The sequence below is a fragment of the Streptomyces sp. NPDC033180 genome, assembly GCF_055577645.1.
The window spans coordinates 146,371-167,868 of record NZ_JBVIPU010000004.1 but is presented as its reverse complement, the minus strand read 5'-3'; the positions used below and the strand labels follow the sequence as shown (position 1 = coordinate 167,868).

22 protein-coding genes and 1 pseudogene are annotated in these 21,498 nt (G+C 71.0%); 12 read left to right on the top strand and 11 right to left on the bottom strand.

The features are described from left to right. Nucleotides 1-519: 519 nt before the first annotated feature. Nucleotides 520-723 carry a hypothetical protein gene (locus ACZ5WE_RS14700; protein ID WP_467686837.1) on the top strand — a complete coding sequence of 68 codons (204 nt, stop codon included), beginning with the start codon at nt 520-522 and terminating at the stop codon, nt 721-723. A 15-nt stretch (nt 724-738) separates the two neighbouring features. On the opposite strand, the gene ACZ5WE_RS14695 is transcribed toward ACZ5WE_RS14700, so the two are convergent. Next, the gene (locus ACZ5WE_RS14695) at nt 739-1,140 is read right to left on the bottom strand and encodes a YchJ family protein (protein ID WP_467686839.1); all 402 of its coding nucleotides are present in this window, start codon (nt 1,138-1,140) and stop codon (nt 739-741) included. Nucleotides 1,141-1,175: 35 nt separating this feature from the next. Next, a complete protein-coding gene (locus ACZ5WE_RS14690; protein WP_467686841.1) occupies nt 1,176-1,877 on the bottom strand; it encodes a FadR/GntR family transcriptional regulator in 702 nt (233 codons plus the stop codon). 190 nt (nt 1,878-2,067) lie between these two features. Here ACZ5WE_RS14690 and ACZ5WE_RS14685 point away from each other — a divergent pair, with 190 nt between their 5' ends. After that, a complete protein-coding gene (locus tag ACZ5WE_RS14685) occupies nt 2,068-2,577 on the top strand; it encodes a gluconokinase (RefSeq protein ID WP_467686843.1) in 510 nt (169 codons plus the stop codon). 47 nt (nt 2,578-2,624) lie between these two features. Continuing rightward, a complete protein-coding gene (locus tag ACZ5WE_RS14680; RefSeq protein ID WP_467686845.1) occupies nt 2,625-4,022 on the top strand; it encodes a GntT/GntP/DsdX family permease in 1,398 nt (465 codons plus the stop codon). 121 nt (nt 4,023-4,143) lie between these two features. Here the strand turns inward: ACZ5WE_RS14680 and ACZ5WE_RS14675 are convergent. The 5 genes and pseudogenes from ACZ5WE_RS14675 to ACZ5WE_RS14655 form a co-directional block, all read right to left on the bottom strand. Then, nucleotides 4,144-4,749: pseudogene (locus ACZ5WE_RS14675) on the bottom strand (cytochrome b/b6 domain-containing protein); the annotation flags it as partial. Beyond that, nucleotides 4,721-5,386 carry a molybdopterin-dependent oxidoreductase gene (locus tag ACZ5WE_RS14670; RefSeq protein ID WP_467687118.1) on the bottom strand — a complete coding sequence of 222 codons (666 nt, stop codon included), beginning with the start codon at nt 5,384-5,386 and terminating at the stop codon, nt 4,721-4,723. The gene ACZ5WE_RS14670 and the pseudogene ACZ5WE_RS14675, both read right to left, overlap by 29 nt. 141 nt (nt 5,387-5,527) lie before the next feature. Then, nucleotides 5,528-7,108, bottom strand: coding sequence for an APC family permease (locus ACZ5WE_RS14665; RefSeq protein WP_467686847.1), 1,581 nt, complete (start codon nt 7,106-7,108; stop codon nt 5,528-5,530). 42 nt (nt 7,109-7,150) lie between these two features. After that, on the bottom strand, nt 7,151-8,110 hold the full coding sequence (locus ACZ5WE_RS14660) for a hypothetical protein (protein ID WP_467686849.1): 960 nt from the start codon (nt 8,108-8,110) through the stop codon (nt 7,151-7,153). Between the two features lie 233 nt (nt 8,111-8,343). Beyond that, nucleotides 8,344-9,999: an FAD-binding dehydrogenase gene (locus ACZ5WE_RS14655; RefSeq protein WP_467686851.1), complete on the bottom strand. Its 1,656-nt coding sequence runs from the start codon at nt 9,997-9,999 to the stop codon at nt 8,344-8,346. Nucleotides 10,000-10,165: 166 nt separating this feature from the next. On the opposite strand from ACZ5WE_RS14655, the gene ACZ5WE_RS14650 reads away from it, so the two are divergent. Genes ACZ5WE_RS14650 through ACZ5WE_RS14630 form a run of 5 tightly spaced genes read left to right on the top strand, consistent with a single transcriptional unit; the run spans nt 10,166 to nt 12,881 of the window. Next, entirely contained in the window at nt 10,166-10,795 is a 630-nt protein-coding gene (locus ACZ5WE_RS14650; RefSeq protein WP_467686853.1) for a TetR/AcrR family transcriptional regulator, read from the top strand. Then, on the top strand, nt 10,792-11,565 hold the full coding sequence (locus ACZ5WE_RS14645; protein ID WP_467686855.1) for a glucose 1-dehydrogenase: 774 nt from the start codon (nt 10,792-10,794) through the stop codon (nt 11,563-11,565). The genes ACZ5WE_RS14650 and ACZ5WE_RS14645 overlap by 4 nt, the downstream gene beginning before the upstream one ends. Nucleotides 11,566-11,602: 37 nt before the next feature. Beyond that, nucleotides 11,603-12,139: an NUDIX hydrolase gene (locus ACZ5WE_RS14640; protein WP_467686857.1), complete on the top strand. Its 537-nt coding sequence runs from the start codon at nt 11,603-11,605 to the stop codon at nt 12,137-12,139. Nucleotides 12,140-12,159: 20 nt separating this feature from the next. Further along, complete coding sequence (locus ACZ5WE_RS14635) at nt 12,160-12,552, top strand: YidH family protein (RefSeq protein ID WP_467686859.1); 393 nt, start codon at nt 12,160-12,162, stop codon at nt 12,550-12,552. Further along, the gene (locus ACZ5WE_RS14630; RefSeq protein ID WP_467686860.1) at nt 12,549-12,881 is read left to right on the top strand and encodes a DUF202 domain-containing protein; all 333 of its coding nucleotides are present in this window, start codon (nt 12,549-12,551) and stop codon (nt 12,879-12,881) included. Before ACZ5WE_RS14635 ends, ACZ5WE_RS14630 begins: the two co-directional genes overlap by 4 nt. A gap of 22 nt (nt 12,882-12,903) precedes the next feature. Here ACZ5WE_RS14630 and ACZ5WE_RS14625 read toward each other — a convergent pair whose 3' ends face one another. Further along, the gene (locus tag ACZ5WE_RS14625; protein ID WP_467686862.1) at nt 12,904-13,860 is read right to left on the bottom strand and encodes an NADP-dependent oxidoreductase; all 957 of its coding nucleotides are present in this window, start codon (nt 13,858-13,860) and stop codon (nt 12,904-12,906) included. Nucleotides 13,861-14,034: 174 nt separating this feature from the next. Here ACZ5WE_RS14625 and ACZ5WE_RS14620 point away from each other — a divergent pair, with 174 nt between their 5' ends. The 3 genes from ACZ5WE_RS14620 to ACZ5WE_RS14610 all read left to right on the top strand — a co-directional run bounded on the left by ACZ5WE_RS14620 (nt 14,035) and on the right by ACZ5WE_RS14610 (nt 16,843). Next, on the top strand, nt 14,035-14,331 hold the full coding sequence (locus ACZ5WE_RS14620; protein WP_367040291.1) for a hypothetical protein: 297 nt from the start codon (nt 14,035-14,037) through the stop codon (nt 14,329-14,331). A 237-nt stretch (nt 14,332-14,568) separates the two neighbouring features. Next, nucleotides 14,569-15,603: a phosphotransferase family protein gene (locus ACZ5WE_RS14615; RefSeq protein WP_467686864.1), complete on the top strand. Its 1,035-nt coding sequence runs from the start codon at nt 14,569-14,571 to the stop codon at nt 15,601-15,603. Between the two features lie 7 nt (nt 15,604-15,610). Then, nucleotides 15,611-16,843 (top strand): acyl-CoA dehydrogenase family protein, encoded by a 1,233-nt coding sequence (locus ACZ5WE_RS14610; RefSeq protein ID WP_467686866.1) that lies wholly within the window; start codon nt 15,611-15,613, stop codon nt 16,841-16,843. On the opposite strand, the gene ACZ5WE_RS14605 is transcribed toward ACZ5WE_RS14610, so the two are convergent. The 3 genes from ACZ5WE_RS14605 to ACZ5WE_RS14595 are packed head-to-tail and all read right to left on the bottom strand — an operon-like array spanning nt 16,844 to nt 19,949. Next, complete coding sequence (locus tag ACZ5WE_RS14605; protein ID WP_453445059.1) at nt 16,844-17,437, bottom strand: TetR/AcrR family transcriptional regulator; 594 nt, start codon at nt 17,435-17,437, stop codon at nt 16,844-16,846. Nucleotides 17,438-17,463: 26 nt separating this feature from the next. Further along, nucleotides 17,464-19,236 (bottom strand): class I adenylate-forming enzyme family protein, encoded by a 1,773-nt coding sequence (locus tag ACZ5WE_RS14600; RefSeq protein WP_467686868.1) that lies wholly within the window; start codon nt 19,234-19,236, stop codon nt 17,464-17,466. Then, nucleotides 19,182-19,949 (bottom strand): SDR family oxidoreductase, encoded by a 768-nt coding sequence (locus ACZ5WE_RS14595; RefSeq protein ID WP_467687120.1) that lies wholly within the window; start codon nt 19,947-19,949, stop codon nt 19,182-19,184. Before ACZ5WE_RS14595 ends, ACZ5WE_RS14600 begins: the two co-directional genes overlap by 55 nt. 155 nt (nt 19,950-20,104) lie before the next feature. On the opposite strand from ACZ5WE_RS14595, the gene ACZ5WE_RS14590 reads away from it, so the two are divergent. Then, the gene (locus tag ACZ5WE_RS14590; protein WP_467686870.1) at nt 20,105-21,388 is read left to right on the top strand and encodes an exo-beta-N-acetylmuramidase NamZ family protein; all 1,284 of its coding nucleotides are present in this window, start codon (nt 20,105-20,107) and stop codon (nt 21,386-21,388) included. The last annotated feature ends 110 nt before the right edge of the window (nt 21,389-21,498 follow it).

Here is a 21,498-nt window from a genome sequence, read left to right as displayed (position 1 = left end):
TCCTTCGCACGCAGGCGTACGGGACGGGTGGGCTCGGCCCTGTATCACGGCAGGACCTCGGGCCCTGTCTGACGACAGGGCCTAGGACGCTACTGGCGGCGTCGGACGGCCACAGCGCGGGTTCCCGCCTATGTGCGGGGCACCTCCTACGCCTCGAACATGCAGGCGGGCGGCGGTATTTGGGCCCGTCGGACGCCCTGGGGCGAGCCCGGGGCGCGGCGCGGGTGATCGTCCGGGTGTCCCTCTGGAGTCTTCTCTCACAGCAACCCCAGGGGGCGGAGCGCGCCCATGGCCGGTCCGTGACGGGTGGGCAGGGCCCGGGCGCCGTTGAGTTGACTGCGGTGCGGGCCGGTGGTGTGCTCGCAACTCCGTTGCCGTCAGCGCCCGTTCCGGGGGAACCATGCGGGACCACCACGCCAGGGCTCCGTCCTTCACCGACGCGCGCGGCCCGTACAAGGCCGTCGCGGACACCGGCCCGGGGCCCGGCTTCCCCGTCTATCCGGCCCTGGTGGAGCGGCTGTGCTCGATCCGGCGCCGCGCTACCCGCAGACGGACAGCCTCGCGGGGCTCGCGGTGGTGGCGCCGCTCGCGTTCTTCGCGGCCCGGCTCGCGCTGACGCGGAACGTCCTGTTCACGTACTTCTTCGAGGACCACGGCCCAGGGCACTACGTGAACGCGCTCGCGCCACCGGGAGTCATGAGCGAGTACGGCGACGTCCGGTGACGGGCCGGCCCGCGGCTAGTCGATGAAGGCCCCGTCGACGTACACCCAGACCCCGTCGAGCCGCTCGAACCGGCTGCGCTCGTGGAGGGCCTCCTGGCGGCCACCGTCGGTGTAGCGGGCCCGGAACTCGACGGTGCCGGTGGTGTGGAACGCGGTGCCGTCCACCGAGTCCAGGATCTCCAGGCCGGTCCAGCGAAGACCCGGGTCGAACTCGACACGCGGCGGCCTGGTGCGCGGGTGCCAGGTGCGCAGGAGGTACGCCTCGTCCTTGACGGCGAAGGCGCAGTAGCGGGAGCGCATCAGCTCCTCGGGCACGGCGGCCGCGGCCTCACCCCGGTGCAGCCGCCCGCAGCACTTCTCGTACGGCTCAGGGTGGCCGCAGGGGCAGGACTTGGCAGCGGGGGCACGTCGTGACATGCGGGCCATTGTCCTCGACGGAAGCGGTCAATCAGCTACGGGGCCAGGATGTCCAGCTCGTGCAGCGCCCCCACCGCGATCTCCCGTGTCAGCTCCTCCGCCCGCGCCGCGTCACCCTCGCGCACCGCCTCCGCGAGCCTGACGTGCAGGGTGACGGCCGCCGGGTCCGGGTCCTCGAACATGACCTGGTGGTGGGTGCGGCCCGCGAGGACCTCCGCGACGACGTCCCCGAGGCGGGCGAACATCTCGTTGCCCGACGCGTTCAGGACGATGCGGTGGAAGTTGATGTCGTTGAAGAGATAGCCCTCCAGCTGCTGTCCCCGCGAGGTGGCGACCATGCCGAGGGCGCATTCGGTGAGGGCCGCGCACTGCTCGGGGGTGGCGTGCCGGGCGGCGAGCCCGGCGGCGGCCGGTTCGATCGCCGAGCGCAGGACCGTGAGGGAGCGCAGCTGGCGCGGCCGGTCGGCGCCGGCAAGACGCCACCGGATGACCTGGGGGTCGTAGACGTTCCACTCCTCGGTGGGCCGCACCGTCACACCGACCCGGCGCCGGGACTCGACGAGGTGCATCGACTCCAGGACCCGCACCGCTTCTCGTACGACGGAGCGTGACACCTCGAAGCGCTGGGCCAGCTCGTCCGTGCGCAACACGCTGCCCGGCGGGTACTCGCCGCCGGTGATGGCGGGCCCGAGGCTTTCCAGAACGCGAGCGTGCAGCCCACGGGCCTGATCGGTCATGTCGTCAGGGTATGTGGGGACCCTCGGGAACAAAAAGTCAGACTTTTGTGTCACAGACCCTTGAATTCATCAGACCTAATGGGTTTCAGTGACGTGAACGAGCCACGGGTTCTCCCCCGTCCCGTGGCTCGTTCCGGACCGATGGCTCGTTTCGGACCGATGTCGAAGAAGACAGCGAGGCAGGACAGCGATGAGCACCCCCCACGTCGTCGTGGTCATGGGCGTGGCAGGGACCGGCAAGACAACGATCGGCCCCCTGCTCGCAGCGCAGCTCGGCGTTCCCTACGCCGAGGGCGACGACTTCCACCCCCCGGCGAACATCGCCAAGATGTCGGCCGGGACCCCGCTGACCGACGACGACCGCTGGCCGTGGCTCGATGCCATCGGTGCCTGGGCCCACGGCAGGGCCGGGCTCGGCGGTGTGGTCAGCAGCTCTGCGCTGAAGCGCGGCTATCGCGACCGGCTGCGGGCCGCGGCCCCCGGCATCGTCTTCGTCCACCTCACCGGTGACCGGGCCCTCATCGAGGACCGGATGTCCCACCGGCAGGGCCACTTCATGCCGACGGCCCTGCTCGACTCGCAGTTCGCCACGCTGCAGCCGCTCGGCGCGGACGAGGCGGGCGTCGCCGTCGATGTCACCGGCACTCCCGAAGAGATCAGCGAGCGGGCCTTCCAGGCGCTCGGCCGGCTCGACCAGTAGTCCCCTGTCCCCCGCACCCCCCACCCCTGACGTACAAGGAAGCCACCGTGACCAGTCTCAGCGTTGAGATGCTGGCAGCGGACGCCGCCGAGCCGATCACCTCCGCTGGCCATGCCCAGCTGGGTATCGCCGTCCTCGCGGGCATCGCCGTCATCGTCCTGCTCATCACGAAGTTCAAGCTGCACGCGTTCCTGGCCCTGACCATCGGTTCGCTCGCCCTCGGCGCCTTCGCGGGCGCACCGCTCGACAAGGCGATCGCCAGTTTCACCGAGGGTCTCGGTTCGACGGTCGCGGGCGTGGGTGTGCTGATCGCGCTCGGCGCGATCCTCGGCAAGCTGCTCGCCGACTCGGGCGGCGCGGACCAGATCGTCGACACGATCCTCGCCAAGGCGGGCGGGCGCTCGATGCCGTGGGCGATGGTCCTGATCGCCTCGGTGATCGGGCTTCCGCTCTTCTTCGAGGTCGGCATCGTGCTGCTGATCCCGGTCGTCCTGATGGTCGCCAAGCGCGGCAACTACTCGCTGATGCGGATCGGTATCCCGGCGCTGGCCGGTCTGTCCGTGATGCACGGCCTTATCCCGCCGCACCCCGGCCCGCTGGTCGCCATCGACGCGGTGGACGCGAACCTGGGCGTCACTCTGGCGCTGGGCGTCCTCGTCGCCATCCCCACGGTGATCATCGCCGGCCCCGTCTTCTCGAAGTACGCGGCGAAGTGGGTGGACGTCCAGGCTCCCGAGAAGATGATGCCGCAGCGGCCTTCGGAGGACCTGGAGAAGCGCCCCGGGTTCGGCGTGACGGTCGCGACGGTGCTCCTGCCCGTCGTGATGATGCTGGCCAAGGCGCTGGTCGACATCATCGTCGACAACCCCGAGCACACGGTGCAACGCGTCTTCGACGTCATCGGTTCACCGCTGATCGCGCTGCTCGCCGCGGTGCTCGTGGGCATGTTCACGCTGGGCCGTGCGGCCGGCTTCACCAAGGACCGGCTCTCGACCACTGTCGAGAAGTCGCTCGCGCCGATCGCCGGTGTGCTGATGATCGTGGGTGCGGGTGGCGGCTTCAAGCAGACCCTCATCGCGTCGGGTGTCGGTGAGATGGTTCTGGACATCTCCAAGGACTGGGCGATTCCGGCGCTGCTGCTGGCGTGGCTGATCGCGGTGGTGATACGCCTCGCCACGGGTTCCGCGACGGTGGCCACCATCTCGGCGGCGGGGCTTGTCGCTCCGCTGGCCGCGGACATGTCCACCGCGCACACGGCGCTGCTGGTGCTGGCCATCGGTGCGGGTTCGCTGTTCTTCTCGCATGTGAACGATGCGGGGTTCTGGCTGGTGAAGGAGTACTTCGGGCTTGACGTCGGGCAGACGATCAAGACGTGGTCCGTGATGGAGACGATCATCTCTGTTGTCGCGGGCGGGTTTGTTCTTCTGCTGTCGCTTGTGATTTAGCCGGGTCAGGGCGGGGTTCTTTTCCCCAACCCCGCCCCTTCCCGAAAACCCGCTCGGCGCGGGGGCCTTGGTGGCCGTCATCACCGGCTCCGCCGAGTTCGTCCTCAAACGCCGGACGGGCTGGAGACCACAGCGGATGCTCCCTCTTTGCCCACCCCGGGTCCACCGACCCGGTCCGCATCCCCCGCCTCGCCTCCGGGTCCGCCCATGCCATCGCCACGTGGCCTGCGATCACCACGCCGAGTGCCAGGGCCAGCCAGTCGTGGACGAACGTGCTTCCCGTGCGCCAGGCCAGCGGGGCGAGATGCGTGAACCACATCAGCAGGCCCGTGCCCAGCATCACCAGGACCGCACCGGCGAGCCAGCCGGCGAACAGCTTCTGGCCCGCGTTGAACTTCCCCGCCCGGCGGCAGGGGTTCCGGCGCCGCAGCCACGCCCTGTCGTGCGGGCCGAAGCGGTTCAGGAGGCGCAGGTCGCCGCGGAAGGCGCGGGACGCGAGGCCCGCCAAAAAGGGCGCGGGGAGCAGCAGGCCCGACCATTCGTGGACGTTCACCACCAGCGCGCGGCGCCCCACGAGCTCGGCCAGTTGAGGAAGGTACAGGCACGCCGCGGTCGCGACGCACACCCCCATGAGCAGGGCAGTCACCCGGTGCACCCACCGCTGTGCCGGGCTGAACCTCCCTACCCGCGAGGCCACTTCAGGCTGTGGGCTCGTCGTCCCTGCCATTCGAATCACCCACCCACGCGTCGACGTCGTACCCGCGCTTCTCCCAGTAGCCCGGCTCCACCTCGTCCGTGAGCGTGATCCCGGAGAGCCACTTCGCCGACTTGTAGAAGTACATAGGGGCGACGTAGAGGCGGGCCGGGCCGCCGTGGCTGTGGCCCAGGTCCTTGTCCTGCATGCGCAGCGCCACCAGCACGTCAGCCCGCCGCGCCTGCTTCAGCGTCAGGCTCTCGCTGTACGTCCCGTCGAAGCACGTGAAGCGGACGGCTCGGGCAGTGGGTCGCGCCCCTGCCGCGTCCAGGATGCGGGAGAGGCGTACGCCTTCGAACGGCGTGCTCGGCACCCGCCAGCCCGTCACGCACTGGACGTCCCGCACCAGGCGGGTCCGCGGCAGGGCGCGCAGCTCCGCCAGTGTGTACGTCGTGGGGCGGTCCACCAGGCCGTCGATCTTCAGGCGGTACGTTGCCGCGCTCTTGTGCGGGACCGAGGACGCCACCGAGTAGTAGCGGAATCCGCCGCCATTGGGGAGCAGGTCCGTCAGGCCCGTGGGGTCCTTGTCGGAGGCGGCGCCCAGGAAGGATTCCAGGCCCCGCTGGAGCTGGGGCGCGGCGGCCACGCCCGCGACACCCAGGCCGAGCATGCCGAGGACCAGACGGCGGCCGACCGGTGTCCCGGCGCCGCCGTCCTCTTCGGGCGGGTGCGGAAGGGGAGTTGTCACCCTTTGATTCGAGCACCCGCGGCCCCCGGGGTACAGGGGCCGCGGGTGTCCGTCAGTGTTTCGTCACACCTGGCGGACGGGTTCCTCGGCGGCCTTCTCCAGCTGGAACGCCTCGTTGCCCAGGCCGATCCGCGCGTGCGCTTCCGGCCTGGTCGAGCGCAGGAAGAGGCCGTAGACCACGCCGATGAGGGCGGCGATCAGGATGATGCCGGGCAGCACCCAGCTGAGCGCCGAGTCGGGGCCGGCCCCGACCAGGACGTCGAAGTCCTTGACGGTGTAGCCCGCGATGACGAGCAGGCCGGCCGCGGCGAGCGCGGAGGCGGTGATGCGCCAGGCCTGGGCGCGCGCGGCGCCGCGTCGTACGAAGAAGACGATGACCGCGACGGACGCCGTGGCCATCAGGAGGATGACGCCGAGAGCGCCGATGTTGCCGCCCCAGGTGAACAGGTGCAGGACCGGCGCGGTCGGGTCGCCGAACGTGCCGTCGTCGGTGACCGCGAAGGCCACCACGATGACGACGGAGATGACCGTCTGCAGCAGGGAGCCGGTGCCGGGGGCGCCGGTGGAGGTGTTGGTCTTTCCGAACGCCGCGGGCAGCAGGCCCTCGCGGCCCATGGCGAAGGCGTAGCGCGCGACCACGTTGTGGAAGGAGAGGATCGCCGCGAACATGCCGGTCACGAACAGGACGTGGAGTACGTCGGTGAAGGTGCCGCCGAGCCGGGACTCGGTGAGCCCGAAGAGCAGCCCCGCGCTCTGTTCCTGCGCGGCAGGGACGATGCCGGAGGGTCCCGCCGCGACGGTGAGCGCCCAGGAGCTGATCGCGAAGAAGATCGCGACGAACCCGACGGCGAAGAACATCACGCGGGCGACGACGACCTGCGGGCGACTGGTCTCCTCCGCGTACACGGGAGCCTGCTCGAAGCCGGTGAAGGCGGCGATGCAGAAGCAGAGCGAGGTGGCGACGCCCGCGCCCGTGAGGGTGCCCGGGTCGAAGGCCTCCAGGGACAGGCCTTCCTTGGCCGGGTCCGCGATGGCCGCGATGTCGAAGATGACGACGAGCGCCACCTCGATGAGCAGCAGCACGCCGAGCACGCGCGCGTTCAGGTCGATCTTCAGCCAGGCGAGCACGCCGACGACGGCGACGGTGACAAGTGCCGGTATCCACCAGGCGACTTCGACGTCGAAGTAGGTGTTGAGCAGCCCGGAGACCTCGAAGCCCAGGAGACCGTAGAGGCCCGCCTGAAGGACGCTGTAGGCGACGAGCGCGACCAGCGACGCACCAGCGCCCGCGGTTCCGCCGAGGCCCCTCGATATGTACGCGTAGAAGGCGCCCGCGTTGTGGACGTGCCGGCTCATCTCGGCGTAACCGAAGCTGAACAGGCCGAGGACCACGCCGAGGATGAGGAAGAGCAGCGGCTGTCCGACGACACCCATCACGCCGTACGTGGTGGGCATGACGCCCGCGACGACCATGAGCGGTCCGGTTGCCGCGAGCACGGACAGGAGGAGGCCCGCCGTGCCGAGCCGGCCGGCGCGCAGGGCCGTCTCCTGACCCTTGTACGTGCTGATCCCGCTGCCGTCGGCGGCGCCCTTGGCGCTCGCGGGTCTCGTGTCGCTCGTGCTGCTCGAACTGCCCGTCGCCATGGCGCGGTTGTCCTTTCGAGTGGGCCGGTTGGATGCGGTGGGTCAGGCGGAGCCGAGCGCGGCGTCGCGCGCGGCGGTGAACGCCTTGTACGGGTCCCGGTCCGGGTACGACCAGGGGGCTCGGGTCGCGTGCCGCCCGATGCGGTGGAAGAGGGCGACCGCCTCGGCCGCCCGGCCCTCGCAGAACTTGGCGTGGGCGAGGAAGTTGAGGTCGACGCGGCAGCGCGGGTGGGCCCTGCTCTCGGGCATCTCCCACTCCAGCCACCAGTCGAAGGCGGCCTTCATCACCTGCCGGGCCCGGCGTCCCGTCCAGTGCTCGGATGCCGTCGGGTCCACGGGCTCGCTGCCCACGGTGGCGAGAACGCGGTAGCGCTCGGCGTGCGCGATGACGGGCAGGACCGCCAACGGCGAGTCGTCGGGCGCCTGTTCGGCCGCCCACGCGGCGAAGTCGTACACCTCGTGCAGCGGGTCCTGGCCCGCGGCGGGGCGCCGCTCGGCGAGCCTGGCCACCATCAGATGGTGGGCGTGGTGGTGCTCGGGGTGCCGGTGGCGGACCTCGTCGAAGAGCCGGACGACGTCCTCCTCGCGGCCCAGCGAACGCTCCAGGGTGAGCAGCGCGAGCCACGGCGTGGGATCGGCGGGCAGCAGCGCGGCCACTTCGCGGCAGGCATCGCGCGCCTTCTCCGAGCGGCCCTTGCCGCGCAGCGCGTGGTGCACGGAGGCATAGGCGAGCAGCACGACGGCATCGGTGCTCTCCGGCTCGGCGAGCCGCCAGTCACGGGCCCAGGCGGTGGTGGTGGGCTCCTGTGCGAGTACGTCGAACCGGTGGCCCCTGCGGTCCCAGTCGTCACCGGTGGCGGCGAGCAGGGCGCGGACCTCGGTCCAGCGGCCCTGGGCCAGCGCGGTGCGGGCGCCGGCGAGTTCGGTGTCGTCGAGTGCGGAGTCGAAAACGTAGGCCGCTCGCTTGCGGGAACGGCCCAAGGGGGGTGGGGGTGGTGACACCGCGGGACTTCCTCCCCGGCGCGGCTCGCGTTCGGATGATCACGCACAGCAAAGCGGTAGGCAGCCTTCCAGTCAAGGTCTGCCCACTCCGGGGTCCTTCACCAACTCGTTTCAGAATCCGCAGACTTCATCCCCCACCTGCGGAGTTACCCGCAAGGACACGATTCGGACAAGCGGCGACGATCACCAGGTGATCCCGGCGAACGCCCCTTCCAACTCACCGACTTGGTGGGTCAGCCCACCGATTTGGCCGCCGCGCGACCCGCCGTGCGCCCCGAGAAGAGGCAGCCACCGAGGAAGGTGCCTTCGAGTGAGCGGTAGCCGTGCACTCCCCCGCCGCCGAACCCGGCGGCCTCGCCCGCCGCGTACACGCCGGGGAGTGGTTCGCCGCCCTGGGCCATGACGCGCGAGGAGAGGTCGGTCTCCAGGCCGCCGAGGGTCTTGCGGGTGAGGATGTTGAGCCGCACGGCGACCAGCGGGCCCGCCCCGGGGTCGAGGATGCGGTGCGGGGCGACCGCCCGGATGAGCCGGTCGCCGAGGAACTTGCGGGCGCCGCGGATGGCGGTGACCTGGAGGTCCTTGGTGAAGGGGTTGCGGATCTCCCGGTCGCGCGCCGCGATGGTGCGGTGCAGCGCGGCCTCGTCGATGAGGGGCTCCTTGGTGAGCGCGTTCATGCCGCGCACCAGCGAGGGGAGGTCCTTCTCCACGACGAAGTCGGCGCCGTTGTCCATGAACGCCTTCACCGGGGCGGGCACGTCCGCCCGCGCCCGGTCGATGACGCCGCGCACGGACTTGCCGGTGAGGTCGGGGTTCTGCTCCGAGCCGCTGAGCGTGAACTCCTTGCCGATGATGCGCTGGTTGAGCACGAACCACGTGTACTCGTAACCCGACTTCATGATGTGTTCGAGCGTGCCGAGGGTGTCGAAGCCGGGGAAGAGCGGCACGGGAAGGCGGTCGCCGCGCGCGTCGAGCCAGAGCGAGGAGGGGCCAGGCAGGATGCGGATGCCGTGGTTGTCCCAGATGGGGTTCCAGTTCTGGACGCCCTCGGTGTAGTGCCACATGCGGTCGCGGTTGATGAGCCGGGCGCCCGCGTTCTCGGTGATGCCGAGCATCCGTCCGTCGACGTGCGCGGGCACGCCGGCGACCATCCGCTCCGGCGGGGTGCCGAGCCGCTCGGGCCAGTTGGCGCGCACGAGGTCGTGGTTGCCGCCGATGCCGCCGGAGGTGACGATCACCGCCTGGGCCCTGAACTCGAAGGACCCGGTGACCTCGCGGCTGCTGGCCGTGCCGCGCTCGGCGTCGGAGGGTTCGAGGATCTCGCCGGTGACGGTGTCCACGCTGCCCGCGCTGCGGGAGAGGCCGGAGACCCGGTGGCGGAACTTGAGCTGGACGAGGCCGCGGGCGACGCCTTCGCGGACGCGGCGCTCGAAGGGGGCGACGAGGCCGGGGCCCGTGCCCCAGGTGATGTGGAAACGCGGCACGGAGTTGCCGTGCCCCTGCGCGTCGTAACCCCCGCGCTCGGCCCAGCCCACCACGGGGAAGAACCGCACACCCTGCCCGTGCAGCCAGGCCCGCTTCTCGCCCGCGGCGAAGTCGACGTAGGCCTCGGCCCATTTGCGGGGCCAGTGGTCCTCGGGGCGGTCGAAGGCGGCCGTGCCCATCCAGTCCTGGAGGGCGAGCGCGTGCGAGTCCTTGATGCGGAGCCTGCGCTGCTCCGGGGAGTCGACGAAGAAGAGCCCCCCGAAGGACCAGTGCGCCTGACCGCCGAGCGACTGCTCGGGCTCCTGGTCCACGAGGATGACCCGGCGGCCCGCGTCGACGAGTTCCGCGGTGGCCGCGAGGCCGGCGAGGCCCGCGCCGATCACGATGACGTCTGCGTCGTAGGCCATCCGGGGGTTCCTCCTAAGCAGGGGCTTACTGGTGAGTCAGATCCTGGGCAGCGAAGGGACCTGCGTCAACCGTTCGGCCCGGGTGACTCGTGGAGCGGGCGGGGTCGGGGCGGGCGGGGTCGTGGGCCATCTCGCTTTTAATAATGGCCAGCATTACAGTGACCCCATGGCCAGGACCTCAGGACCCGACACCCGCGGCAAACTGCTCCGCGCGGGCGAGGAGGTGTTCGCGGCGCAGGGCGTTCACGGGGCCCAGTTGCGGGACATCGTCCGGCTCGCGGGACAGAGCAACCCTTCCGCCGTGCAGTACCACTTCGGCAGCCGGGCCGGTCTCCTCGACGCCGTCATGGCCGAGCGCCAGACCCGTACGGAGCAGGTGCTCGCCGCCGAGCTGCAGCAGGCGCCGGACGGGCTCCGCGGGCTGCTCAGCGCCCTCGTGGCCGCCGAGGCCACCGAGCTCCGCACCGAGCGGGGCCGCCGCTGCCTGCGCATCTCCACCCAGCTCAGCCACGAGAGCGGCGTCCGCACCCGCACCCCGCACCCGACCCTCGACGGCACCGCCTACTGGGATCTGATCAGCCGCGTCGAGGAGTGCCTCGCCCCGCAGCTCCCGGAGCCGGTCCGCCTGGAGCGCCTCGACCTCGCCCTCACCCTCGTCGGCGCCGCCATGGCCGACCGCGCGGGCCAGTACCTGGCCGGCACCACCCCCCTGACCGACGAGGGCCTCTTCCTCGCCGACCTCGTAGAGACCACCACGGCCCTGCTGCGGGCCCCCGTCCCACGGAGAGAACCATGAGCCAGGCGCACGACCTCACCGGCAGGACCGTCGTCATCACCGGAGCCGCCCGCGGCCTCGGCGCCGAGGCCGCGCGCCAGGCGGTCGCCGCCGGGGCGAACGTCGTCCTCACCGACGTGCTCGACGCGGAGGGCAGGGCGAGTGCCGCCGAGCTCGGCGAGCGCGCCCGCTTCGCGCACCACGACGTGACGTCCGAGGAGGACTGGCAGCGCGTCGTGGACATCGCGGTCACCGAGTTCGGCGGGATCCACGGCCTGGTCAACAACGCCGGTATATCCACGGGCCAGTTCCTGGAGTCGGAGTCGGTCGAGCACTTCCGCAAGGTCGTCGACATCAACCTCACCGGCGTCTTCATCGGCATGAAGAGCGTCATCCCGGCCATGAAGGAGGCCGGCGGCGGATCCATCGTCAACATCTCCTCCGCGGCCGGGCTCATGGGCCTGGCGCTCACCGCCGGTTACGGCGCATCCAAGTGGGGCGTCCGCGGCCTCACCAAGATCGGCGCCGTGGAGCTCGGCACCGCCCGCATCCGCGTCAACTCCGTCCACCCGGGCATGACGTACACCCCGATGACCGCGCAGGTGGGCATCGAGAAGGGCGAGGGCAAGTACCCCAACACCCCGATGGGGCGAGTCGGCGAGCCGCACGAGATCGCGGGCGCCATGGTCTTCCTGCTCTCGGACGCCGCGTCGTACGTGAGTGGCGCCGAGCTCGCCGTCGACGGCGGCTGGACCGCGGGCCCCACCGTGAAGTACGTCATGGGGCAGTGAGGTCGGCCGACCGGCGCGGTGAGGTTGGATGGTGGGCATGACGACGAACAGCGCACCCGTGCCCGACCCCCGTGAAGAGGTCCTGGCCATCGTCGACGAGAACGACGAGGTCGTCGGCGAGGCCCCGCGCGGTGAGGCGTACGCACGGGGCCTGCGCCACCGTTGCGTGTTCATCCAGGCACGGGACGCCGAAGGCCGCGTCTTCGTGCACCGGCGCACCCCGATCAAACTGGTCTTCCCCTCGATGTACGACATGTTCGTCGGCGGTGTCGTCGGAGCCGGTGAGTCCTACGACGACGCGGCCCTGCGCGAGGCGGAGGAGGAGCTCGGGGTGCAGGGCCTTCCGCGCCCCGCACCGCTGTTCAAGTTCCTGTACGACGACGGCGCGGGGCACTCCTGGTGGTCGTACCTCTACGAGGTGCGCTGCGACCTGCCCGTGAACCCGCAGGTCGAGGAGGTCGCCTGGCACGCCTTCGTCACCGAGGAGGAGCTGACGGAGCGGCTCGGCGAGTGGGACTGGGTCCCGGACGGGCTAGCGGCGTACGAACGGCTGCGGGAGTTCCGTGCGGGTTAGGGCGGGTTAGGGTGCGGCGAGTGAGCAACTTCGTACAGAGCCTGCGCCTGTGGTTCGCGCCCGAGCGGATCCGCGACGAGGGCGACACCCCCGACTACCGCTTCTCGCTCGCCAACGAGCGCACCTTCCTCGCCTGGCTGCGCACCGCGCTCGCCCTCATCGGCGGCGGGTTCGCGGTGGACCAGTTCCTGCCGGACCTGCGCTGGGGGTGGCGCATCGGGCTCGCCCTCGCCCTGCTCGCCGCGGGTGTGCTCAGCTCGCTGCGCGCGGTCAACCACTGGGTGCGCTGCGAGCGGGCGATGCGGCGCGGTGATGATCTGCCCGTCTCGCGCTTCCCGACCGCCCTGAGCCTGGCCGTCGCGGTCGTGGCGCTCGCCATGGTCGTCGTCGTGCTCTTCGGGTGGGAAGGGTGACCGACCAGGGCGAGGTGGCCGTCCCCGAGCGTGATCCGGGGCTGCAGCCGGAGCGCACGCGGCTCGCGTGGCGGCGTACGACCCTGTCCTGCACCGTCGCGGCGGTCCTCGCGGCGCGAGCCGCCCTGCAGGAGGGGACCACCGCGGTGGCTGTGATCGCCTGCGCCCTCTGCCTGCTCCTGTGGCTCGGCTTCCTGGGCGTCGCGCACCGCAGGATGACCGAGCTGGCGGCAAGCAGCAGGCCGGTCCGGCTCCCGGCGCGGGCCGCGGCGACGGCCGCGCTGTGCACGATGGCGCTCGCGGCGTGCGCGACGGCCATGGTCTTCTGAACCGCAGGCAGACGCCACCCCGTCAGTGGCGGGAGGCCCCGTCGTCGGCCGTCCAGTCCACGGTGACGACGATCTTGCCCCGGGTGCCGCCCTCCGCGTTCAGGCGGTAGGCGTCCGCCGCCCTCTCCAGCGGGAACGTCTCGGAGACATGGACCGTGACGACGTCCTGCTCCACGAGCTGCGTCAGGCGCTGGAGATCGTCGGCGTCCGGACGTACGAAGCAGTAGTGGCCGCCGAGGCCGATGACCGCGCGGTCCGCGATCGACGCCAGACGGCCGCCGGGCGCGAGGACTTCGGCGGACACCTTGAGGGTCTCGCCGCCGACCGTGTCGAACGCGGCGTCCACCCCCTCCGGCGCCAGGGCTCGTACGCGCTCGGCCAGACCGTCGCCGTAGGTGACCGGTTCCGCGCCGAGTTCGCGCAGGAAGTCGTGGTTGCGCTCGCTCGCGGTGCCGATGACGCGGGCGCCCGCGTGCCGGGCCAGCTGGACGGCGATCGAGCCGACACCACCGGCGGCCGCGTGCACGAGGACGACGGCGCCCTCCGTCACCTCAAGGGTCTTCACGATCACCTGATAGGCGGTGAGTCCGGCGAGCGGCAGGCCGGAGGCCTCCTCGAAGGTGAGGTTCCGCGGCTTGCGGGCCAGGGTGCGCACGGGCGCCGCGACGTACTCGGCGAAGGTGCCGCGGGAGAGGAAGTCCTCGCGTACGTAGCCGATGACCTCGTCCCCCACCACGTACTCCGGAGTGGAGGCGCCCGGCTGCACCACGACACCCGCGACGTCCCAGCCCGGGATCACCGGGAAGACGGGGTCGAGGATGCCGTCGAGGTGGCCTGCCATGCACTTCCAGTCGACGGGGTTCACCGACGCGGCACGGACCTTCACGAGGACGGAGTCGGGTCCGACCTTGGGGTCGCGCACATCGCCGTACTCGAGGACTTCGGGGCCGCCGTACCGGCGGTAGCTGATCGCCTTCATGGGGTCGGCTTCATGGGAGTGCCTTCGTGGGATCGCCCTTGTGGGGCGCTGGTGCGGTGGCGGTCCGGTGGTTCCGGTGGTGGAAACATCAACAAGGCTTCCATATCCCCACCAATGGGGCATTGAGTACTAGCCTGAGAGGGTCACCCCCCTCCCACAGAAGGTGCGCACGCCATGACCACGCTCCACCACGAACACCCCGTCCACGAGCACGTCCACGGCCCGGCCTGCGGGCACCCCGAGGTGCCGCACGGCGACCACGTGGACTACGCCCACGACGGCCACATGCACCGCCTGCACTCCGGCCACTGGGACGAGTGCGAGCCCGACGAGCACGCGGTGCACGAGGGGCACGACCACCGGCACGGTGAGGGCTGCGGGCACAGCTCGGTGCTGCACGGGGACCACGTCGACTACGTCCATGACGGTCACCGGCACGCCGCGCACGACGGCCACTGGGACGACCACTGAGCCCACCGGGCCCACACCGAGAGCCGCGACCTCGGCCGACTTCCCCCGCACGGGCGCCAACTGGCAGTCTGTGGCGGGGGATCGGCTTGTACGGACGCCTTCGCGCCGCCGCGATCCTGATCACGTTCCCCCTGCGCTCTGGACTACATACCGACTGGTCGGCATCATGAACGTCAGCGCGACGCCGCGCGTCAGCGGCGCGGCACTCAGACGACGACCGTCCGACCAGGAGCGAAGATGAGCTCAGACCATCCACCAGGCCTCGATCTCGACCAGTTGCGCGGCCACCTGGACCGCGAGCGGCCGGGCCTCGTGGGCGGACCGCTCACCGCCCGGCTGATCGAGGGCGGCCGGTCGAACCTCACGTACGCCGTGACGGACGGCCGCGCGCGCTGGGTCGTACGGCGGCCACCGCTCGGACACGTGCTCGCGACCGCGCACGACATGAAGCGCGAGCACCGGGTGATCAGCGCCCTGCACCGAGGGACCGAGGTCCCGGTGCCGGCGCCGGTGCTGCTCTGCGAGGACGTCGACGTGCTCGGTGCGCCCTTCTACGTCATGGACTTCGTGGACGGCACGCCGTACCGCACCGCCGAGGAGCTGGCGCCGCTGGGCGCCGAGCGCACCCGCGCGGCGGTCATCGGCCTCGTGGACACCCTCGTCGACCTGCACTCCGTGGACGCCGAAGCGGTCGGCCTCGGTGACTTCGGGCGGCCCGACGGCTTCCTCGACCGGCAGCTGCGCCGCTGGGGCAAGCAGCTCGACGCCTCGCGGGGCCGCGACCTGGCGGGGATCGACGAGCTGCACGCCGCCCTCGGGCGGCAGCTGCCCGTCTCCCCCGCGCCCACCGTCGTGCACGGCGACTACCGTCTCGACAACGTCCTGATCGGCGATGACGACCAGATCAAGGCGATCCTCGACTGGGAGATGTCCACCCTCGGCGATCCGCTCACCGACATCGGGCTGCTCGTCATGTACAGCACCCGGCTCGAACTGCCGGGCTCCCCCATCAGCACCACCGCGGGCGCGGCCGGCCACCCGGCGGCCGCCGAGCTGATCGAGCGGTACGCCGCGCGCTCGGGGCGCGACGTCTCCGCGGTCTCCTGGTACACGGCGTTCGCGTGGTTCAAGCTCGCCGTGATCCTGGAGGGCATCCACTACCGGTACACGCTCGGCCAGACGGTCGGCGCGGGCTTCGACCGCATCGGGGAGCTGGTCCCCGTCTTCATCGAGCACGGCCTCACCACCCTCCAAGGACGACAGGAAGGCTGAGACAGCCATGGACTTCGCATTCGACGCCCGCACCGAGGAGCTGCGCGCCAGGCTCCTCACCTTCATGGACGAGCACGTCTACCCGGCGGAGAAGACCGCCGACGAGCAGCGCGCCCGGCTCGCGTCGCCCTGGGACACCCCGGCGATCGTCGGCGAACTGAAGGCCGAGGCCCGCAGGCAGGGGCTGTGGAATCTTTTCTTTGTAGACCAACACAGCCTTCCGGACGCCGAGCACGGCGCGGGGCTCACCAACCTCCAGTACGCGCCGCTCGCCGAAATCACCGGCCGCTCCCCGCACTTGGCGCCCACCGCGCTGAACTGCGCGGCCCCGGACACCGGCAACATGGAGGTGCTCGCCCAGTTCGGCAACGACGAGCAGAAGAAGCAGTGGCTTGAGCCGCTGCTCGCCGGTGAGATCCGCTCGGCGTTCGCGATGACCGAGCCGGAGGTGGCCTCGTCCGACGCCACGAACATCACGACCCTGATCGAGCGTGACGGCGACGAGTACGTGATCACCGGGCGCAAGTGGTACATCTCCGGGGCCATGAACCCGCACTGCCAGATCTTCATCCTGATGGGCAAGACGGACCCCGACGGCGCCGACCCGCGCCGCCAGCAGTCCATGGTGCTCGTGCCGCGCGACACCCCCGGTGTCGAAGTACGGCGCGCGATGCAGGTGTACGGCTACGAGGACCACTCCCACGGCGGCCACGCCGAGGTCGTCTTCGACCGGGTCCGGGTCCCCGTCAGCAACCTGATCGGCGAGGAGGGCGGCGGCTTCGCCATCGCCCAGGCACGCCTGGGTCCTGGCCGTATCCATCACTGCATGCGGCTGATCGGCATGGCCGAGCGTGCGATCGAGCTGATGTGTCAGCGTGCGGTGGCGCGTACGGCCTTCGGCAAGCCCCTCGCACAGCAGGGCGTGGTCCAGGAGTGGATCGCGGACGCCCGGGTCGCGGTGGAGCAGCTGCGGCTGCTCGTCCTGAAGACCGCGTGGCTGATGGACACCGTGGGCAACAAGGGCGCGCACACGGAGATCCAGTCCATCAAGATCGCGACGCCGCGGACGGTCGTCGACATCCTCGACCAGGCCGTCCAGCTGCACGGCGCGGGTGGCGTCAGTCAGGACTTCCCGCTGGCCGAACTGTGGGCGGCGGCGCGGACGCTGCGACTGGCCGATGGGCCTGACGAGGTGCACCAGCGGTCGCTGGCCCGGCGGGAGCTCAAGAAGTACCTGTAACTACGGGCGCAGCGCCCTCAGCAGCAGGTCCGCCAAGTGGTCGGCGACCTGCTGCGGGGTGAGCGGGCCGTTCGGGCGGTACCAGGTGGACAGGTGGTGGACCGAGCCGAAGTGGTAGTCCACCACCAGGTCCGCCGGGGTCGCCTTGGAGAAGACGCCGGCCTCCTGGCCCTCTTCGATCAGCGCGCGGAACCGCTCGTGGTAGCGGCGGCGCTCGGACCGCACCTGCTTGTTCTTCTCCGGGCTCAGGTGGTGCATGGAGCGGAAGAAGATCGAGGCGTCGTCGAGGTTGTCGATCGTCGTGACGACCACGTCCGCCGCCGCGTCCCGTACCCGCTGCTCGATCGGGGCATCGGCGTCCGCGTAGGCGTCCAGACGCTCCTGCTGTACGCGCAGGACACGTGCGTACACCTCGTGCAGGAGATCGTCCTTGGAGCCGAAGTAGTGGTAGAGCGCACCCTTGGTGACGCCTGCCGACTCCACGATCTCCTGCACCGATGTGCGGTCGTAGCCGCGGTCGGCGAAGAGCCGCGTGGCGGCGGCGAGCAGCCGCTGAGGGACGGGCGTGCCGTCACCGTCCGTCGTCCTGGCCACTGCCGCCACCTGCCTTTCGAGTTTGGCTAGCTCTCGTCTCGCCGAGAGCCCGAGTCGTTCCGGGAACGCAGTTCCCGCCGGAGGATCTTCCCACTTGTCGTCTTCGGCAGCTCCGGCAGGATCTCGACCGCGCGGGGGTACTTGTATGCCGCGAGCCGTTCCTTGCAGTACGCCGCGAGGTCGTCCGGCGCCACGTCGGCCTGCGGGCGCAGACTGACGAAGGCCTTGACCGTCTCGCCGCGGTAGCTGTCCGGGACACCGATCACCGCCGCCTCACGGACGGCTGCGTGACTGTAGAGGACATCCTCCACTTCGCGCGGCCAGACCTTGAAACCGGACGCGTTGATCATGTCCTTCTTGCGGTCGACCACGTAGAGCCAGCCCTGGGCGTCCATGAAGCCGATGTCGCCGGTGCGCAGCTCGCCGTCGGGGAAGGCCTCGTCCGTGGCGTCGGGGCGCTTCCAGTAGCCGGGCACGACCTGCGGGCCCCGCACGGTGATCTCGCCCTGCTCCCCGAAGGGGACGTCCGCGCCGTGGTCGTCGACGATCCTGACGACCGTCTCGGGGCCGGGGACACCGACGGCCAGCGTGCCGGACACCGGGTCGACCGGCGCTTCCTGGCCCGGCGGCACGGAGGCGCAGGGCGCGGTGCATTCGGTGAGCCCGTAGCCGTTGTGGATGTACGGGCCGAAGCCCGCGCGGAACTTCTCCACCAGGGCGGGCGGCAGGGGGGCGCCGCCCGAGGAGATCATCGCGAAGGAGTCGAAGTGCTCCCGCGTGACGGAGGGGTGGGCGGCGAGCGCCATGAAGGCCGTGGAGGGGCCCACGGTGTACGCGGGGCGGTGCTCGGCGAAGGCGTCCAGGACGACTCCGGCCTCGAAGCGGTACGCGAGCGCGAGGGTGCCCGCGTTGGTCAGACAGGCGGCGACCTGGGCGACCATGCCCGTGATGTGGAAGAGCGGAGCCATCGCGAAGTAGCAGGCACCCTCCGGGATGCCGGAGCCCGTGCGCTGCCGCTCGGCGTTGTAGGTGATGTTGCCGTGGGTGTTCATGGCGCCCTTGGGCTGACCGCTCGTACCCGACGTGTAGCTGATCAACGCGACGTCGGAAGGGCCGAGTTGACGGTCCCCCGGGGCCGGGAGCCCCTGCCGGGCGACCGTCACCAGATCGTCGGCGTCGGCGGCCTGCGGGAGGCGTTCGAAGTCCAGGACGCGCACGTCGTCGCGGGTCTGCAGGTCGAGCTGGCACGCGGTGAGCACGATGCGTACGGGAGAGGGCGCGGCCGTCTCGCGCAGATACGTCTCCCATGCGCGGTCCGAGCAGATCAGCGCGGTCACGTCGGCGTCCGCGAGGACGTGCCCGACCTCCGCCGACTTGTACATGGGGTTCACCGGCACGACCGTGGCGCCCGCCTTCCACGCGCCGAGCAGCGCGATCACGAAGTGCGGGGTGTTCTGCAGGAGGATCGCGACCCGGTCGCCCCGGGCGAGCCCGCGCGCGGCCAGATGTCCGGCGACGGAGTCGGTGAGGGCGTCCACCTCGCGGTAGCTCAAGCGCCCGTCGAAGTAGGCGAGGGCCGTGTGATCGGGGGCTCTGAGCACCGAGGCGCGGAAGGCGTGCACGACGGAAGCGGCGGGTTCGACCGGACCGCGCTGGGCCTCGGTGAGGCGGGCGAGCCAGGGCTTGGCAGCGTATATGGAGGCGTCGGGGGCCAGCGGGGAGCCGTCGGCCGCGGGGAGTTCGCTCACCGCTCCGTCGCCTCCCACTTCTGCTGGATGTGGTTCATGCCGGTGAGCCATTTGTCCGGCTCGGCGGCGCGGATGCGGTAGTACTCGGCGACCTCGGGGTGCGGCAGGATCAGGAAGCGGTTCTCCGCCATCCCGGCGAAGAGCGCGTCCGCGACGTCGTCCGGCTCGATCGCGGTGGGTGTGAGGACGAGGTCGCCCGCGGTACCGGTGGCGGCGAGCATGTCGGTGCGCACGCCCTGGGGGCAGATCGCGTGGACGTCGATCCCGCGGTGGCGGTAGGTCAGCGAGAGCCACTCGGCGAAGGCGTACGCGCCGTGCTTGGTGACGCTGTAGGGCGCGGCGCCGATCATGGTGAGCAGTCCTGCCGCCGAGACGGTGGAGACGAAGCGGCCGCTGCCGCGCTCCAGCCACTCGGGGAGCAGCGCGTGGGCCGCGCGGACGTGGGCCATGACGTTCACGTCCCAGGCCGTGGCCCAGACCTCCTCGGGCGCTGCCTCCGAGCCGCCGGAGCCGAGGCCCGCGTTGGCGCAGTACACGTCGATGGTGCCGCTCAGGGCCTCTCTGGCCTCCGGCACGATCGTGGACGCGTCCCCCGGCACGGCTATGGCGCCGATCTCGCCGGCCACCGCCTCGGCCTTGGCCGCGTCCAGGTCGTTGACCACGACGCGCGCCCCGGCGGCGGCGAACCGGCGGGCCAGCGCGGCCCCGATCCCGCCTCCGGCGCCGGTGACGACAACTCCCTTGTCCTGCAGGGTCTCCACGATCAGTCTCCTTCGACTGCGGCTCCGCTGTGATCGCAGACTAACCAGTCGGTATGTTCGGATGGAAGAGGGTCGGGCAGCCGGGTTCGTTCCCCGGCCGGGGTCCGCGCGCTAGCGTGCGTGGCCATGACAGCCACCGCGCACTCGGAGGTCTCTGCATGAACCTGTCCCGACGCAGTCTGTCCAGACGAGGCCTGCTGGCCGCCACCACGGCCACGGCCCTCACATCGGCGGCCCCGGCGACCGCGGCCGGAGGCGGGGGCGGACCGGGCGGCGGCGGACCGGGCGCCGGCCGGCGGCTGCGCACCGGCTTCGAGCGCCTGGTCGCCGACGGGTACGCCCTCCTGGACGGTGAGCGGGTCGGTGTGGTCACGAACCCGACCGGCGTCACCCGGGACGTACGCCACATCGTCGACGTCATGCACGCCGACGAGCGCGTGGACCTGGTCGCGGTGTTCGGCCCCGAGCACGGCTTCCGGGGAACGGCCCAGGCGGGCGGCTCCGAAGGGCGCTACGACGACCCGGCGACCGGGCTTCCCGTCTACGACACGTACCAGAAGAGCGGCAAGGCCCTGGCCGACATCTTCACGGCCGCCCGCGTCGACACGATCGTCTTCGACATCCAGGACGTGGGGGCGCGCTTCTACACGTACATCTGGACGCTCTTCGACTGCATGGAGTCGGCCGAGCTCGCGGGCAAGCGGATCGTGGTCCTCGACCGGCCGAACCCGGTGACGGGGCGCGGCGCGTACGGGCCCGTCCTGCACAAGGAGTTCGCCACGTTCGTCGGACGGCAGCCGATAGCGCAGGCGCACGGGATGACCGTGACGGAGCTCGCGCTGCTGTTCAACGGGGAGTTCCTGGAGCGTCCGGCCGACCTGGAGACCGTACGGATGACCGGGTGGAAGCGCTCGGACTTCTACGAGGCGTCCGCGCTGCCGTGGGTGCCGCCGAGCCCGAACATGCCCACGCCCGAGACCGCCCTGGTCTACAGCGGCACCTGCCTCTTCGAGGGCACGAACCTCTCCGAGGGGCGCGGCACGACCCGCCCGTTCGAGCTGCTCGGCGCGGAGGGCATCGACCGGAAGTGGGCAGAGTCGGTCGATGAACTGGGCCTGCGCGGCGTGCACTTCAGGGAGGCCTACTTCGCACCGGCGTTCTCCAAGTTCCAGGGCAGGACGATCGGCGGCGTCCAGCTGCACGTGCACGACCGCGAGTCGTTCGACCCGGTGCGCACCGGCATCGCGCTCCTGGTGACCGCCAAGAAGACGTGGAGCGGTTTCGCCTGGCGCCCCGACAACTGGATCGACAAGCTGACGGGCACCACGCGGGTCCGCACCATGATCGACGCGGGCGCGGACGCGGACGAGGTGGTGGACGCCTGGCAGGACGATCTCGCGCGCTTCCGTGCGGTGCGGAAGCGGTATCTGCACTACCGGTAGGGGGGTGGGGAAGGCCCTACCCGGCAGGGGGGTGCCTGCTGGCTGGTGCACCCCCGGGCGGTCCGGGATCGTGATCTTCAGCTCCGTACGCCCGAGTTGAGGAGATCCCG